We start from the raw sequence: 15,887 nt of genomic DNA on the forward strand, positions 1-15,887 counted from the left end.
CCGCCCCCGCCCACCCGCTTCGTGGTCCTCCTCCGGTCCTCAGTCGGCCGCCGGTGCGGTCAGGGAAGCGGGAGCCGGGACCTCCGAGCGGTGCTCGGCGAGCACGCCGGTGCGGTGCCGCTGGACGAACCAGTAGTAGGCGAAACCGCCGCCCGCGATGACCGCGACGAACAGCACCGCGCCCCAGCGCAGGTACCAGTGGTAGGGCTCCGTGGCGTTGTAGACGGCGGCCCGCGGCCAGATCAGGTTCAGTGTCATGGCCCCGCCCCACAGCACGGCCAGCATGTTGACCGGCAGACCCCAGCGGCCCAGCGAGAAGCGGCCCTCGCCCGCGGGGTGCCACTTCCCGCGCAGCCGGGCGATCAGCAGGGGCACCGTGACGCCCAGGTAGGCGAGGTAGATCATGATGATGCCGATGCTGGTGACGACGGTGAAGATCTGCGGCTGACGGATGTTGACCACCAGGATCGCCAGCGCCAGGATCCCGATGATCACGGTCGGCAGGACCGGCGTCTGGAACCGCGGATGGCATCTGGCCAGCCTCACGGACGCGGGAAGGTTGTTGTCGCGGGCCATCGCGAACGCCAGCCGGACCGCCGCCGTGTGCACGGCCAGCGCGCACACCGTCACCGCGATCAGCACGCACCACAGCATCGCCTTGCCGGCCGTCGGGCCGAGCACGTCCAGCACGATGTACTGCAGTCCGTCCGTGGACAGCTTCTCGCCGTTCAGACTGGACACGCTCATCAACGCGAGCAACAGGATCAACCCGCCGAGGACGAAGGACGCGACGATCGCCCGGATGATCGCCCGGGGCGCGTTGCGGGTCGGGTCCAGGGACTCCTCGCCGAGTGAGGCGGCGGTGTCGAAGCCGTACATGACGTACGCCGAGGCCAGCGAGGCCACCAGGAAGGCCCCCAGGTACCCGTTGCCGTACCCCGCGCCGGTGCCGTGCGTCTCCATGACGACCTGGGGACCGCGGGTGATGTGGACGGCGAACAGGACGATCAGCACGACGGTGGCGATCAACTCGATGAACACGCCCGCCGTGTTGATCCGGGCCATCAGCTTGACGCCGAAGGCGTTCACGAGGGTCGTGAACAGGATCAACACCGCGGCCAGGATGACCGCGTTGGTCGCCACGTCGTACGTACCGGTGCCGTCCCCCACGAACTGGAAGAACGACGAGATCTGCGGCAGCGTCAACTGGTAGGCCAGCGCCACGGCCGATATGGACACGATCGAGGCGATCAGCATCATCCAGCCGGCGAGCCAGCCGAGGTGCGGATTGCCGATCTTCTTGGACCAGTTGTAGACGGAACCGGCCACGGGATAGCGGGCGGCGAGTTCCGCGAAGCACAGCGCGACCATGAACTGGCCAGCGAAGACCATGGGCCACGACCACCAGTAGGCGGGGCCGCCGCTGCCGTAGCCGAAGTAGAACAGCTGGAACGTTCCGGTCAGGATGGAGATGTAGCTGATGCCGGCGGCGAAGGTGTGGAAGGTGCCGAGGGTGCGTTTCAGCTCGGGTCTGTAGCCGAACTCGGTCAGTTCGGCGTCGTCGTTGCCGTGGGTGTCGGTGGACTGCGCGCCTTGTCTCATGGGCGGTTCCTCAAGGGGTGCTCCCTGGGGCCGGTTCGGTCGGTCGAACCAACCCTGGGGGGTGGGGCGGGTGTTGCGCCAGATGTACTGCGTCGCGCGGTACTCGGCGCACCCCGCGGGCCCGAGCTCGCGTCCGAAGCCGGACCGCTTGAATCCGCACCCCACTCCGCCTGCGGGACGCAGGGGTGGCAGTCGTTGAGCCAGACGGCGCCGAGCCGCAGCCGGGCCGCGACCCGTGCCGCGCGGGCCTCGCCGCTCGTCCACACCGCGCCGGCGAGGCCGTAGACCGTTGTCGTCGGCCAGGCGCAGGGCCTCGTCCTCACTCGTGAACCGCTCGACGGTGGGGACCGGTCCGAAGGGCTCCTCCCGGACCACCGACAGGCCGGCGGTGCCCTCGTCGAGCACGGTCGGCAGGTGGGAGAAGCCGCCCGCCCGGTCCGCCCGGTCCGGGCGCGTCCCGCCGCGGCGCAGCACCGGCCTCCGCGAGCCGCGGGCCACGTACTGCTCGCCCTTGGCGCGGTGTGCCGCCGAGATCAGCGGGTCCGGTCCGCGCCCGCTCGTCGAACGGCCCGCCCGGCCGGATGCCCCGCGGCGGACGAACCCGGGCCGGGGTCCACGGCCAGGGCCCCTCGTCGAAGGCCCGGCGGGCCGCGGTGATCGGCTCCGCCGTGTCCTTGTCGCCCGCCTCGTCCACGACCCCGGCCGGGCAGCGGTCGGCCGGGCGGCGGATCTCGCGGGTGCGCCCGTCGAGCGCGGTCCGCCCCTCACCGCCGATGAACAGGTCCGGCACGCTCGCTTCCCAGCCGTTCGAGGAGCCATGCGTGGAAGATCCGGATGTGGTGCTCGCTCGGGACCAGCACACCGCCCTCGCGGTACGCACGGGAAGACATCGCCGGCTGCGTCCGTTCACAGGCGGCGAAGTCCTGGGCGTTCACCCGGTGGAAGAGTTCGACGGACTTCGACACGTCCGCCCCCGACCGCACCACCTCCGGCGCGTACAGCCAGTCGCACTCGACGACCGTGCGGTCCTCGGCGAGCGGGAACACACGGTGCAGGATGACGTGGTCCGGGACGAGGTTGACGAACACGGCCGGCTTGACGGTGATGGCGTAGTAGCGGCGGTCCTGCTGGGCGCCGAGCGCGGGGAGCCTGCCGAAGCCCTCGCTGCCGTCGACCGTGAAGCCCTTGACCGCCTCGCCGAACTCGGCGCCGTGCCCCACGTAGTACTGGGCTGCGTAACCGTCGGCGAACTCGGGCAGCACCTCGGTCAGTTCGGGGTGGATCGTCGCGCAGTGGTAGCACTCCATGAAGTTCTCGACGATCAGTTTCCAGTTCGCCCTCACGTCATAGGTGACGCGTTTGCCGAGCGCGAGGTCGTCCGTGCCGTAGTGCTCGATCGCGGCGGCGTCGCCGAGCCGCTCTACGGCGGCGTGCACGACCGTGTCCTCGAACGACGGCGGTTCGTCCGCCAGGCACACCCAGGCATAACCGAGCCACTCGCGCAGCTCGACCTTGATCAACCCGTATGCGACACGGTCGACGTCCGGCATCTTGATCAAGTTGGGTGCGGCGATCAACGTGCCGTCGAGGTCGTACGTCCACGCGTGGTACGGGCATTGCAGCGTACGGCGGACCTCGCCGGACTCCTCCGTGCACAGCCGGGCCCCGCGGTGCCGGCAGACGTTGAGGAAGGCGCGCAGGCCGCCCTTGCGGGTCCGGGCGATGATGACGTTCTCGCGGCCGACCTGGACGGTACGGAACGCGCCTGGCCGGTCCAGGTCGGAGCTGCGGACCGCGCAGAACCACAGCGACTCGAAGACGTGCTCCTGCTCCTGGCGGAAGATGTCCGGGTCGGTGTAGTAGCGGCCGGGGAGGGTGGCGATCAGGCTCGGAGTGATCGGGGTGGTCGTCACGGGGGAAACGCCTCCTACCGGCGAATGCGGGTCATCTTCGGGTCGAACAGCGGCTCGTCGGCGACCGTGGCCGGGACCTTCTCGCCGAAGTACGCGATGTGCACCCCCGTGCCGGTGGTGAGCCCGGCGGGCAGCCAGGCGTAGGCGACGCACCGGCCGAGCGTGTAGCCGTACGACGCGCTGGTGACGTAACCGGCGGGCGTCCCGTCGACGTACACGGGCTCCTTGCCCAGGACGGCGGCGGCCGGGTCGTCCAGGAGCAGCGGCGTGAGCCGGCGGGTGGGCTCCGGGCGTTCCCGCAGCGCGGCCTGACCGGCGAAGCCCTCCTTGTCCATGCGCACGGCGAAGCCGACGCCCGCCTCGAACGGGTCGTGCTCGTCGGTCATGTCGATGCCCCACGCCCGGTAACCTTTCTCCAGGCGGAGGGAGTTGAACGCCGAGCGGCCCGCTGCGATCACGCCGAGTTCCCGGCCGGCCTCCCACAGCGTGTCCCAGAGCCGGAGTCCGAGGTCGGCCGTCGTGTACAGCTCCCAGCCCAGCTCTCCGACATAGCTCAGCCGCAGCGCGGTCACCGGGACGTGCCCGACGTACGTCTCCTTCGCCCGGAAGTAGCCGAACGCCTGGTGCGAGAAGTCGTCCGGGCTGAGCGGCTGGACGAGGTCCCGGGCGAGCGGGCCCCAGACGCCGACGCAGCACGTGCCGGAGGTGATGTCCCGGACCTGGACGTCGGCCGGGGCGTGGCGCAGGAGACGGTCGAGGTCGGCGGGGGAGTTGGCGCCCACCTGGAAGCGGTCGGGGGCGAGACGGGCCACGGTCAGGTCGGAGCGGATGCCGCCCGACTCGTCGAGCAGCAGGGTGTAGGTGACCGCGCCGGGCTTCTTGCGGAGGTTGTTGCTGGTCATGCGGTCGAGGAAGCCGAGGGCTGCCGGGCCGGTGACTTCCAGGCGGCGCAGGGGCGTCATGTCGTAGAGGGCGACGCCCTCGCGGGTCGCCTTCGCCTCGGCGGCCGCGATCGGGGACCAGTGGCGGGCCGACCAGGCGTCCCGCTCGGGGAGGGGGCCGAGGGCGTCCACGAGCGGGGCGTTCGCCTCGTACCAGTGCGGACGCTCCCAGCCGCCGCCCTCCAGGAAGTACGCCCCGAGCTGCTGCTGCCGGGCGTGGAAGGGGCTGACCCGCAGCGGACGCGGCCGTTCCATCGGCTGGAGGGGATGGATGACGTCGTACACCTCGACGAACTGCTGGGCGCCGCGCTCCAGGACGTACGCCGGCGAACGCTGCGCCTCCTCGAAGCGCGTGAGGTCGCACTCGTGCAGGTCGAGCGAGGGCCGCCCGTCCACCATCCACTCGGCGACGGCCCGGGCGACCCCCGCGGAGTGCGTGACCCAGACGGCCTCGGCCAGCCAGAAGCCGCGCAGGTGCCGCGACTCGCCGAGGACCGGCATGCCGTCCGGGGTGAAGGAGAAGACACCGTTGAAGCCGGCCTCGATCCCGGCGTCCCGCAGGGCGGGCATCAGACGCCGGCAGTCGTCCCAACCGGGGGCCCAGTCCTCCGCCGTGAAGGGGTACGAGGACGGCATGTCCATGTTCCGGGCCCGGGCCTCGTCGTACGGCAGGACCGCGAACGGGTCGACGGGAAGGGGACGGTGCGCGTAGGAGCCGATGCCGATGCGGTCGGTGTGCTCGCGGAAGTACAGGTCCCGGTCCTGGAAACGGAGGATCGGTTTCGAGGCTTCCGCGGTGGCACCGCTGAGCGCCGCCAGCGGCCCGGTCCTGGCGTACTGGTGGGCCAGCGGCTGCAACGGCACGTCGACCCCGGCCATGCGGCCGATCACCGGGCCCCAGAAGCCGGCCGCCGACACGACGTGGTCCGCCGGGAAGGTGCCCCGGTCGGTGACGACGGCGGTCACCCGGCCGTCCTGCCGTTCGATGCCGGTGACCGTGTGGCGTTCCAGGAACCGGGCGCCCCGCGCGGTGGCCCGGGCCATCTGGGCGCGGGCCGCGAGCAGGGCGCGGGCCAGACCGTCGTCCGGGGTGTGGAAGCCGCCGAGGACCACCGACTGGTCGATCAGCGGCCACAGTTCCTTGCAGCGCGCGGCGCCGACGACCTCGCCGCGCACACCCCAGGAGGCGGCGTACCCGGCCCTGCGGTGCAGCTCGGCGAGGCGCTCGGGGGTGGTGGCCAGCTCCAGACCGCCGACCTGCTGGAAGCAGGGGACGCCGTCGACGTCGAGGGAGCCGAACTTCTCGACCGTGTAGCGGGCGAAGGCGGTGAGGGTCCTGGACGGACTGGTCTGGAAGACGAGACCGGGCGCGTGCGAGGTGGAGCCACCCGGAGCGGGCAGCGGACCCTGTTCGAGGACGGTGATGTCGGTCCAGCCGCGGGCGGTCAGTTCGTCGGCGAGGGAACAGCCGACGATGCCGGCGCCGACGACGACCACGCGGGGGTTCTCGGGTGTGCTGGACATGCCCCTCCTTGCCGGGACGGTGTGAGGGCGGTGGGGGAGTGGGGCGGCCGGGGAAGTGGGTTCGTGGGCCCTGTGGGCCGGCGTCGGGTGGGTGCGGTCGCTCCGAGTGGAGGGGAGCCGATCAGGGCTCGGGGACGGGGCGGGTCCTGTGCGGAGGGCCCGGCTGCGGGAGCTGTCCGGGGCCGTCGTGGAGCAGGGTGTCGAAGGTGCCGGAGGTGACGACGCGCACGAGCACCTCCCCGGGGCACGGATCGGGAACCACGATCGTCCGTACCCCGACGGGTGCGCTCTGCTCGACGGCGACTACGGCACGGACCTCGTGTAGCACGACCAAGCTCCTCTGCTTGTTGCGCAGTGCACGATGGGTTGCGTGATGGGGAACATCGTGGAAGCGCCGTCGAGGGGCCGTCAAGAGGTACGGCCGCGGTTCAGGCCAACCTTGGGAAAACCGCTCGGCACTCACGAAACCCACCCGACACACAACAGCGCGGGACCGGGCGCTCCACCTGGTCCCGCGCTGTGCGTCGCACGCCGTGGGCCACCGGCCCGGGCTACTTCAGAAGCCGTAGCCCATACGACGGGACAGCTCGGCCGCCGCCGCCTCGGTCCGCTTCGCCACCTCCGGCAGACGCTCCGGGCTCAGCCGGTAGACCGGGCCCGAGACGCTGAGCGAGGCAATGACCTTGCCGTCGTGCGCCCGGACCGGGGAGGCCGCGGCCGCAAGCCCGATCTCCAGCTCCTCGACCGTGATCGCGTACCCCCGCTGCACCACGGTGTCCAACTCCCCGCGCAGCATGGACGCGGCGGTGACCGTGCGCTCCGTGAAGCGGTGCAGCGGACGGGCCAGCAGGCCCTCGCGCAGGGTGGGCGGCAGATGGGCGAGCAGCACCTTGCCGCTGGAGGTGGCGTGCAGCGGGGTGCGGCGGCCGAGCCAGTTCTGCGCCGTGACGGAGGCGGTGCCCCGGGCCTGCATGATGTTGACCGCCGCGTCGTCGTCCAGCACCGCGATGTTGACCGTCTCGCCCAGCTCGTCGGCGAGCTCCCGGCAGACCGGGACGCCCTCCTGGGACACGTCCAGGCGCACTGCCGCCGCCCCCGCGAGGCGTAGTACGCCGGCACCCAGGTAGTACTTGCCGCGGTCCTTCGCCTGGGCCACCAGGCCACGGTTCTCCAGGACGCCGAGCAGCCGGAACGCCGTCGACTTGTGCACGTCCAGCTCGTCGGCGATCTCGGTGACGCCCGCCTCGCCGTGCCGCGCGAGGATCTCCAGCACGCTCACGGCGCGGTCCACCGACTGGACGGCGCTCGCCGCGCCTCTGCCGCCCTGTCTCACCTCGTTGTCCGTCGAATGATCCTCGCGGGAGGACTGCTTCTGCGTGCGGGCCATGGCCAACTCTCACCACCTGGCGGCCCCCTTTGGGCCGCATCTGCGGGAACCCCTTGACGCGACGGTCGCCCCGCGCGGATTCTGTTGCGTATGGCGCGTGCTTATGCGCCATGTGAAACGTCATGTTACCGAAGCGTCCGTATCCCGGAAGGGGACGAGCACCCTCCCGGGGCTCGGCTCCGACGGCGGGGCCCGACGACGTGCAGCATCACCCTTTCGTGCCCGGAGCCGCCCCGGTCCGGCACTTCACACACTGTCTGCAGTCTGGCCGAACGGTCCGGCCCACGTGCCCGGACCACGTGCCCGACCGAGAGGGGGGCCCGTGATTCCCGTCTGCCGCCTCGAAGACCTCCCCATGGGCGAGTCCGTCCGTGTCGAGACGACGCCGCCCGTCGCCGTGTTCCACACCGACGACGGCGAACTCCACGCCATCGACGACACCTGCACCCACCAGGACGCCTCCCTCTCCGAAGGCTGGCTGGAGGGCTGCGTGGTCGAATGTCCGCTGCACGCCGCCGCGTTCGACCTGCGCACCGGCCTACCCACCTGCCTCCCGGCCCGCCGCGCCGTCCGCACCCACCGCGTCACCGTCGACGACGGCGTCATCCACGTCCACCTCGCGGCGGAGGAAGGGACAGCCGCGTGAGCGGTTGCCGCCGAGTGGCTGCCCGGCGTCCGCGCCCGGGCCCTGGACGGCGCACCGGCCGAGCGCGGATCCCTCGCCCGCTACGAGCGGAACGGCCGTACGACCGCGGTGCTCGCGGTGGACCGCCCTCGCCCCTTCATGCGGGCGAGACGCGAACTCGCCCGGCAGGCGGCCGTCACCGTCGCCGGGGAATAGCCGGGGGGCGGCCCCGACGACGACAGCGCAGCCCTACGAGTGGGACAACTGCCCGGCCCCGCTCCGTCGGCGTATCCGCTCCTGCGTCCGCGCCGTGACCCGCTCCTGACGCCGGGCCCGGCGCCGCTCGCGCCGCAGCGCCCGGGCCGTGCTGCTCGGCACGGACACCACGCCGTGGCGCTGGTTCCACACCTGGCGGGTCACCCACACGTCGAGGGCGCCCCAGGTGGCCGCGATCGTGCTGACCACACTGCTGATCACCATGGGGAACGCCAGCCAGGACCCGGCCATCGTGCACAGGAAGGCCACCATCGCCTGAATCAGCGTCACGGCTATGAGAAGCACCGCCCGCACGGCCGCCGTACGGACCGGATCCGGCAACCGGCGCCGCCGCGCCGGTTCCTCGACCCAGAGGGGCCGGTAGTACTGCTGCTCCTGCCTGTCCTGGTCCACCCCGCGAACCGAATCCACCGAGTCCACCGAACCCGCCGGATCAACCAGGTCCGCCGCATGAACGGCATCCGCCGCATGAACGGGGTCCGTCGCGGGAACCGGGTCCGCCGCGCGGGCCGGGTCCACCGCCCGGACCCGCTTCTCCGGCTCCTGTACCCGGGTCTTCGCCTCGTCCGCCGGATCGTCGCGAACGGCGGCCTCGGAGATCCGATGCCCCGTCACCCGCGTCCCGCCGGCCCTCGGCGCTTCGCGCCGTTCCGCCGTGCCCATCACCGTGTCACTCCCCACCGCCAGCAGACCGCTCGCTCGTTTCCGAAGACCCGTGCTCCCCAGTGGCTGCCCGGCTTGCGCTGTTTTACGCCGCCCGGGTGCAGGATGCGGCTCCTGTTGCCGATTCCGCCCCCGTTTCCCGTAGTGAAGTACGAACGACGCGTCACGAAGATTCCCGGGAAACGAAAAAATTCGGCCAACCGCCTTGGTCGGCCCCGATGGAGACCCGGCACTGTCACCATCGGTTTCGGGGAGACAACTCCCGCAATGCCCGGACAACTCGGCATGCCTCGTCGCTGGCGCGGAAGTTCGGCCTCAGGCCCGGTCTTCGAGTTCCCTGTGCGTCGGTAGTAGGCTCGCGCCGTTTGTTGACGCACACGTGTACCCCCGGTAGCCCCGGGGGGCCCGAGCTGGGGGAGGCCATGCGCTTTCGCGGGAAGTCCATCCGCCGGAAGATCGTGGCGCTGCTTCTCGTGCCGCTGGTTTCCCTGACCGCGATCTGGTCCTTCGCCACCGTGCTCACGGGGCGTGAGGCGGCCGACCTGTTCAACGTGTCGACCGTCGTGGAGAAGATCGGCTACCCGATCGAGGACACCGTCCGCGTCCTCCAGGAGGAACGCCGCCAGACCCTGGTCTACCTCGCCGACCCCCGCGCCTCCGACGGTCTCGCCGCGCTCCGGCGCAGCCGCACCGCCACCGACGAGGCCGTGGGCGGCATCCGCCGCAACGCCAGGAACCCGGATGTGCGCGACGCGATGGGCGAGGCCACCGACGAGCGGCTGACCGCCGTCCTGGACGCCTTCGAGGGCATAGAGTCGCTGCGCCGCAGCGTCGAGGACGGCACCGTCAACCGCTCCCAGGCCCTCGACCTCTACAACCGGCTCGTCGACCCGTGCTACGTGCTCCTCGCCAACCTGCACGTGGTCGACAACGTCGAGCTCGACAAGCAGTACCGCGCGCTGGTCAACCTCGCCCGCGCCCGTGAACTGCTCTCCCGCGAGGACGCCCTCCTCGGCTCCGCTCTGATCGTCGGCCGGATCACCCACTCCGAAGAGCGCGACATCTCCGACCTCGTGGCCCAGCGCACGCTGATGTACGACGTCAACCTGCAACTGCTGCCCGTCGCCGAGCGCGACCGCTACCAGACCTTCTGGAAGAACGCCTCCTCCGCACCGCTGCGCGTGGCCGAGGAAGCGGCCCTCGACTCGGGGGCCGGGACGCCCCGCGGCGTCACCGCCAAGAGCTGGGACAGCGCGGCAGGCAACGTGCTCGACGAACTCGGCACCCTCAACGACCAGGCCAACGACCGCTACCAGGACCGCGTCCACCCCGTGGCCGTGGGCGTCATCGCCAAGGCCGTCATCGCCGGCGCCCTCGGCCTGATCGCCCTGCTGGTCTCCCTCTTCCTGTCCGTGCGCGTGGGCCGCACCCTCATCCGGGACCTGAGGCAACTGCGCCTGGAGGCCCACGAGGCGTCCGGGGTGCGGCTGCCCAGCGTGATGCGCCGCCTGTCCGCAGGCGAACAGGTCGACGTCGAGACCGAGGTGCCGCGCCTGGAGTACGACAAGAACGAGATGGGCGAGGTCGGCCAGGCACTCAACACCCTGCAGCGCGCCGCCGTCGAGGCCGCCGTCAAACAGGCCGAACTGCGCGCCGGCGTCTCCGAGGTCTTCGTCAACCTCGCGCGCCGCAGCCAGGTCCTGCTGCACAAGCAGCTCACCCTGCTCGACGCCATGGAGCGCAGGACCGAGGACACCGAGGAACTCGCCGACCTGTTCCGCCTCGACCACCTGACCACCCGTATGCGCCGGCACGCCGAAGGCCTCGTGATCCTCTCCGGCGCCGCGCCCTCCCGCCAGTGGCGCAAGCCCGTCCAGCTCATGGACGTGGTCCGCGCCGCCGTCGCCGAGGTCGAGGACTACGAGCGCATCGAGGTCCGCCGCCTTCCGCGGATCGCCGTGACCGGCCCGGCCGTCGCCGACCTCACGCACCTCGTGGCCGAACTGCTGGAGAACGCCACGGTCTTCTCCCCGCCGCACACCGCTGTCCAGGTCCTGGGCGAGCGCGTCGCCAACGGCTTCACCCTGGAGATCCACGACCGCGGTCTGGGCATGGCGGCCGAGGCGCTGCTCGACGCCAACCTCCGGCTCGCCGAGACGCCGGACTTCGAACTGTCCGACACCGACCGCCTCGGCCTGTTCGTGGTCAGCCGCCTCGCCCAGCGGCAGAACGTCCGGGTCTCCCTGCAGCCCTCCCCGTACGGCGGCACGACCGCCGTCGTGTTCATCCCCGACGCCCTGCTCACGGACGACGCGCCCGACACGAACGGCATCGGCTTCCGGCTCGACCGCCCGCAGCTGACGGCTCACGACACCGGGCCGCAGGAGGGCCGCCGCACCGCCCTGTCCAAGGCGCCCGCAGCACGTCCCGGCCTGCCCGCCTCGCTGCTGGACGGACCGGTCGAGCTGGAGGCCCCCGTCGACCTGGACGCCATCGACGACTTCCCGGACGCCATCGAGGGCGAGGACAGCGAACACGGCGGCCTCTTCCGCCCCCGTCACTCCCTCACCCGCGCCCAGGACGAGACCGCCGGCCGCCGCACCGATGCGCACCAGCAGGCAGCCGACGCGCCCGGCGCCGCGCAGCGCGCCGACGCCGGGGACGGGCTGAGCGCCCCGGTCCCGCTGCCCCGCCGCCACACCCCCAAGCTGGTCAGCTCGCACGGCCGCCCGGTCACCGAGCACCGCCCCCGGCGGGGCAGGGCCGACGAGGAGAGCACGGGCACCGGCCGAGCCGAAACCGGGCCCACGGCCGCACTCCCGGCGCGCCGCCGCGGCGAGGACGCCGCCGGTGGCCGTCCCACGGGCCGGACCGGGCCTGAGCCCGCGTCCGCGCTCCCGGCCCGGCGCCGCACCGAGGGTTCCCCGGCCGGCAGCCGGCGCGACGAGACCCAGCCGGGCACGCCCCCACCGCTCCCGGCTCGCCGTCGGGGGACCGAGTCCCCCGCCCGGGGCATCGGTGCGGCCGGCCGGGACGAGGACCGCGGGCAGTCGCCGGGCTCGTCCGGCGGCGCCTTCGGCAGTCCCGGGGAGTCGTCCGCCCTGTCCCGTAGGACCCGCCGCGCGGAGATCGCCTCCAGTGGCCCCGACGGTCCCGACGGATCCGACCGCCACTCCGGCCCGCCGCCGGAGGGCACCGGCGGACCCACGCGCCCCGCAGCGGGCACCGGCGCCCTGCCCGGCGAGTCCGGCACCCCGTCGCAGGCCGCCGGACGCGGCACCGCACGGCGGGGCGACGGCACCGCACGGCCGGGAGACGGCGTCGCACGGCCGGCAGACACAGCACGGCCGGGCGACACCGCACGGCTGGGCGAGGAGGGCGCCGGCACCGCGCCGCTGCCCCGGCGTGTCCGGCAGGCCAATCTGGCCCCCCAGCTCAAGCGGGGACCCGATCCACGTACCGAGGACCGGACCGAGCCCGCCGAGCGGGACGCCGAGGAAGTACGCAGCCGCATGGCTTCGCTCCAGCGCGGCTGGCAGCGCGGCCGTAGGGAGAACGCCGCGGGCGATGCCGCCCACAGCGGCACAGCACCACAAGGAACGACAGAGGGGGACGGTCGATGACCGCACCGAAGGCGACCGGCCACACCGCGGACAGCAAGGGGGAGCTGAACTGGCTCCTCGACGACCTGGTGGACCGCGTCGCGAGCATCCGCAAGGCCCTCGTGCTCTCCGGCGACGGCTTGCCGACGGGCGTGTCCAGGGACCTGACCAGAGAGGACAGCGAGCACCTCGCCGCCGTCGCCTCAGGGTTCCACAGTCTCGCCAAGGGCGTGGGGCGCCACTTCGAAGCCGGCAACGTCCGCCAGACGGTCGTCGAACTCGACGACGCCTTCCTGTTCGTGACCGCCGCTGGCGACGGCAGCTGCCTCGCGGTCCTCTCGGACGCCGACTCCGACGTCGGCCAGGTCGCCTACGAGATGACGCTCCTCGTCAAGCGGGTCGGTGTGCATCTGGCCGCCGCTCCGCGCACCGACCTGCCCGCAGGCGGGTAGTGGGATGGCATGAGCGCTGACGGTCAGGGAAGAAGCCACTGGTTCGACGACGAGGCCGGGCCGGTCGTCCGTCCGTACGCCATGACGCGCGGCCGCACCAGCAGCCAGGGCCAGCACCGCCTGGACCTGATCGCGGTCGTGGTCGCCGAACCGCACGCGGACGACGCCGAGGCGGACCACATGCTCTCCCCGGAGCACGTGCACATCGTCGAACTGTGCCGTGAAGACCCGCAGTCGGTCGCCGAACTCGCAGCGGAACTCGATCTGCCGATCGGGGTGGTACGGGTCCTCGTCGGAGATCTCGTGGACGCCGAGTTCGTCCACGTGAACCGGCCCGTGCCCCCTGCCGAGCTGCCGGACGAGAGTATTCTGCGCGACGTCATCAACGGCCTCCGGGCGCTGTGATCAGCGTGAAGGCGGGGTACTGACGTGACTGGCCGGCAGCTCCGGGCCGATCGAGGCGGCACCTTCACCGGCGTCGTCGCGCGGCGCCCGGACGGCCGGCCCCTGCCGCACGAGCCCTCACCGGACCATCCGGCACGCTGCGCCCGCGGCGGTCCGGGACGTCCGCACACGCACGGCCGGCCCCCTCGGCCCCACGCGTCATCGCAACCCCGGCGGCGGAGGCTACGGACCGCCGTCGCCCGACCCCCATCAAGCAGGAGAAGAGACCGATGATCTTCGGGCGTTCTGAGCGCGGCAAGCCTCCGGTCGAGCCCGTCACGCTCAAGATCCTGGTGGCCGGCGGCTTCGGCGTGGGCAAGACCACGCTCGTCGGCGCGGTCAGCGAGATCAGGCCGCTGCGCACCGAGGAACTGCTCACCGAGGCCGGGCGCCCGGTCGACGACCTCAGCGGCGTGGAGAGCAAGCACACCACGACCGTGGCCATGGACTTCGGCCGCATCACCCTGCGCGAGGACCTGGTGCTCTACCTCTTCGGCACACCCGGGCAGGAACGGTTCTGGTTCATGTGGGACGAGCTCTCCGAGGGCGCGCTCGGAGCCGTCGTGCTGGCCGACACCCGCCGCCTGGAGGACTGCTTCGCCGCCGTCGACTACTTCGAACGACGCTCGATACCCTTCCTCGTCGGCGTCAACTGCTTCGAGGGAGCCCCGCGTTACCCCGTCGAGGACGTCCGCCAGGCTCTCGACCTCGACGCCGGCGTACCGCTCCTGATGTGTGACGCCCGTGACCGCGAGTCGGTCAAGGAGGCCCTCATCGGCGTCGTGGAGCACGCGATGGCCTACGCGGCCGACCGCCGCCAGACGGTGACCAACTGACGTCCCCGGGGACGCGGGCGCGGCCCGTACCCCCGCCGACAGGGGTACGGGCCGCGGTACGAGGAGCCGCTCCACGCGCGCGTGGTCAGCTGTCGCCCTCCTCCCAGCCGAAGCTCTTCTCCACGGCCTTGCGCCAGTTGTGGTACTCGCGGTCCCGCACCGACGCCTCCATGGACGGTGTCCACTCGACGTCCTTCTGCCAGTGGGCCTTGAGTTCGTCCAGGTCGTTCCAGACGCCGGTGGCCAGTCCGGCCGCGTAGGCGGCGCCCAGACAGGTCGTCTCGGAGACCTTCGGCCGCACCACGGGAACGTCGAGCACGTCCGCCTGGTGCTGCATGAGCAGGTTGTTCTTCGTCATGCCGCCGTCGACCTTCAGGGTGGTGATCCGTACCCCGGAGTCCTGGTACATGGCGTCCACTACCTCGCGCGTCTGCCAGCTCGTAGCCTCCAGCACCGCGCGCGCGAGGTGCGCCTTGGTGACGTACCGGGTGAGGCCGGTGACCACACCGCGCGCGTCGGAGCGCCAGTACGGCGCGAACAGACCCGAGAACGCCGGCACGATGTAGGCGCCGCCGTTGTCCTCCACGCTCGCCGCCAGGGGCTCGATCTCGTCGGCGGTGCGGATGATGCCGAGCTGGTCGCGGAACCACTGCACCAGCGCGCCGGTGATCGCTATCGAACCCTCCAGGCAGTAGACCGGCGCCTCACCGCCGATCTTGTATCCCATCGTCGTCAGCAGACCGCTCTTGGACGTCACCGGCCGGTCGCCCGTGTTGAGCAGCAGGAAGCTTCCCGTGCCGTAGGTGTTCTTCGCGGTGCCCACGTCGTAGCAGGCCTGACCGAACACGGCGGCCTGCTGGTCGCCCAGCGCCGAGGCCACGGGCACGCCGGAGAGCTGACCGACGGCGGTGCCGTACACCTCCGCCGAGGACTTGATCTCGGGCAGCATGGCCTCGGGGATGTTCATCGCCGAGCAGATCGACGAGTCCCACTGGAGGGTCTCCAGGTTCATCAGCATGGTGCGCCCGGCGTTGGTCACGTCCGTGACGTGCTGCCCGCCGTCCGTACCGCCGGTGAGGTTCCAGATGAGCCAGGAGTCCATCGTGCCGAAGGCGATCTCACCGCGTTCGGCCCGCGCGCGCAGATCGGGCACGTTGTCGAGCAGCCAGGCCGCCTTGGGCCCGGAGAAGTACGTGGCCAGCGGCAGCCCCGTCTGTTCGCGGAAACGGTCCTGCCCGTCCGAGCCGCCCAGCTGGTTGCACAGCGACGCCGTCCGTGTGTCCTGCCAGACGATGGCGTTGTGCACCGGCTTGCCCGTCGCACGGTCCCACAGCAGCGTCGTCTCGCGCTGGTTGGTGATGCCCATCGCGCTCAGCTGGTCGGCCCGCAGACCGGCCTTGGCCAGCGCGCCGGCCACGACCGCCTGCGTCTTGGACCAGATCTCGGTGGCGTCGTGCTCCACCCAGCCCGGCTTGGGAAAGATCTGGCGGTGCTCGCGCTGGTCGACGGCGACGATCGCGCCGTCCTGGTTGAAAACGATGCAGCGGCTCGACGTGGTGCCCTGGTCGATGGCCGCGACGTACTTCTCGGCGTTGTCCGTCATGACTACCCCTCGGGCTCGT

At 71.7% G+C, this 15,887-nt stretch carries 12 protein-coding genes and 2 pseudogenes; 6 read left to right on the plus strand and 8 right to left on the minus strand.

What is annotated here, in order from left to right; all coding sequences use genetic code 11:
• Positions 1 to 39: 39 nt before the first annotated feature.
• The 6 genes and pseudogenes from ABTZ58_RS28995 to ABTZ58_RS29020 form a co-directional block, all read right to left on the minus strand.
• Positions 40 to 1,602 carry an APC family permease gene (locus ABTZ58_RS28995; RefSeq protein WP_351362897.1) on the minus strand — a complete coding sequence of 521 codons (1,563 nt, stop codon included), beginning with the start codon at positions 1,600 to 1,602 and terminating at the stop codon, positions 40 to 42.
• A 45-nt stretch (positions 1,603 to 1,647) separates the two neighbouring features.
• Positions 1,648 to 2,203: pseudogene (locus ABTZ58_RS29000) on the minus strand (aldehyde dehydrogenase family protein); the annotation flags it as partial.
• 163 nt (positions 2,204 to 2,366) lie between these two features.
• Positions 2,367 to 3,515, minus strand: a complete 1,149-nt coding sequence (locus ABTZ58_RS29005; protein ID WP_351362842.1) for an aromatic ring-hydroxylating oxygenase subunit alpha — start codon at positions 3,513 to 3,515, stop codon at positions 2,367 to 2,369.
• A gap of 14 nt (positions 3,516 to 3,529) precedes the next feature.
• Complete coding sequence (locus ABTZ58_RS29010; RefSeq protein WP_351362845.1) at positions 3,530 to 5,980, minus strand: GcvT family protein; 2,451 nt, start codon at positions 5,978 to 5,980, stop codon at positions 3,530 to 3,532.
• Positions 5,981 to 6,101: 121 nt separating this feature from the next.
• Complete coding sequence (locus ABTZ58_RS29015) at positions 6,102 to 6,308, minus strand: hypothetical protein (protein ID WP_351362900.1); 207 nt, start codon at positions 6,306 to 6,308, stop codon at positions 6,102 to 6,104.
• 228 nt (positions 6,309 to 6,536) lie between these two features.
• The gene (locus ABTZ58_RS29020) at positions 6,537 to 7,367 is read right to left on the minus strand and encodes an IclR family transcriptional regulator (RefSeq protein WP_351362848.1); all 831 of its coding nucleotides are present in this window, start codon (positions 7,365 to 7,367) and stop codon (positions 6,537 to 6,539) included.
• 322 nt (positions 7,368 to 7,689) lie between these two features.
• Here ABTZ58_RS29020 and ABTZ58_RS29025 point away from each other — a divergent pair, with 322 nt between their 5' ends.
• Entirely contained in the window at positions 7,690 to 8,013 is a 324-nt protein-coding gene (locus ABTZ58_RS29025) for a bifunctional 3-phenylpropionate/cinnamic acid dioxygenase ferredoxin subunit (protein WP_351362851.1), read from the plus strand.
• Between the two features lie 45 nt (positions 8,014 to 8,058).
• Positions 8,059 to 8,208, plus strand: a pseudogene (locus tag ABTZ58_RS29030) (NAD(P)/FAD-dependent oxidoreductase); the annotation flags it as partial.
• A 33-nt stretch (positions 8,209 to 8,241) separates the two neighbouring features.
• Here the strand turns inward: ABTZ58_RS29030 and ABTZ58_RS29035 are convergent.
• Positions 8,242 to 8,934 carry a hypothetical protein gene (locus tag ABTZ58_RS29035; protein ID WP_502996143.1) on the minus strand — a complete coding sequence of 231 codons (693 nt, stop codon included), beginning with the start codon at positions 8,932 to 8,934 and terminating at the stop codon, positions 8,242 to 8,244.
• A 419-nt stretch (positions 8,935 to 9,353) separates the two neighbouring features.
• Here ABTZ58_RS29035 and ABTZ58_RS29040 point away from each other — a divergent pair, with 419 nt between their 5' ends.
• The 4 genes from ABTZ58_RS29040 (at position 9,354) to ABTZ58_RS29055 (ending at position 14,265) form a co-directional block, all read left to right on the plus strand.
• Positions 9,354 to 12,554 (plus strand): sensor histidine kinase, encoded by a 3,201-nt coding sequence (locus tag ABTZ58_RS29040; protein WP_351362857.1) that lies wholly within the window; start codon positions 9,354 to 9,356, stop codon positions 12,552 to 12,554.
• The gene (locus tag ABTZ58_RS29045; protein WP_351362860.1) at positions 12,551 to 12,985 is read left to right on the plus strand and encodes a roadblock/LC7 domain-containing protein; all 435 of its coding nucleotides are present in this window, start codon (positions 12,551 to 12,553) and stop codon (positions 12,983 to 12,985) included. The genes ABTZ58_RS29040 and ABTZ58_RS29045 overlap by 4 nt, the downstream gene beginning before the upstream one ends.
• A 9-nt stretch (positions 12,986 to 12,994) precedes the next feature.
• Positions 12,995 to 13,390, plus strand: coding sequence for a DUF742 domain-containing protein (locus tag ABTZ58_RS29050; RefSeq protein ID WP_351362862.1), 396 nt, complete (start codon positions 12,995 to 12,997; stop codon positions 13,388 to 13,390).
• Between the two features lie 269 nt (positions 13,391 to 13,659).
• The gene (locus tag ABTZ58_RS29055; RefSeq protein ID WP_351362864.1) at positions 13,660 to 14,265 is read left to right on the plus strand and encodes a GTP-binding protein; all 606 of its coding nucleotides are present in this window, start codon (positions 13,660 to 13,662) and stop codon (positions 14,263 to 14,265) included.
• Positions 14,266 to 14,350: 85 nt separating this feature from the next.
• Here the strand turns inward: ABTZ58_RS29055 and glpK are convergent, their stop codons facing one another.
• A complete protein-coding gene (glpK, locus tag ABTZ58_RS29060) occupies positions 14,351 to 15,868 on the minus strand; it encodes a glycerol kinase GlpK (RefSeq protein ID WP_309096996.1) in 1,518 nt (505 codons plus the stop codon).
• Positions 15,869 to 15,887 lie beyond the last annotated feature (19 nt).

Origin of the sequence: Streptomyces sp. NPDC094143, assembly GCF_040303825.1 — a bacterium.
GTDB lineage: Bacteria > Actinomycetota > Actinomycetes > Streptomycetales > Streptomycetaceae > Streptomyces.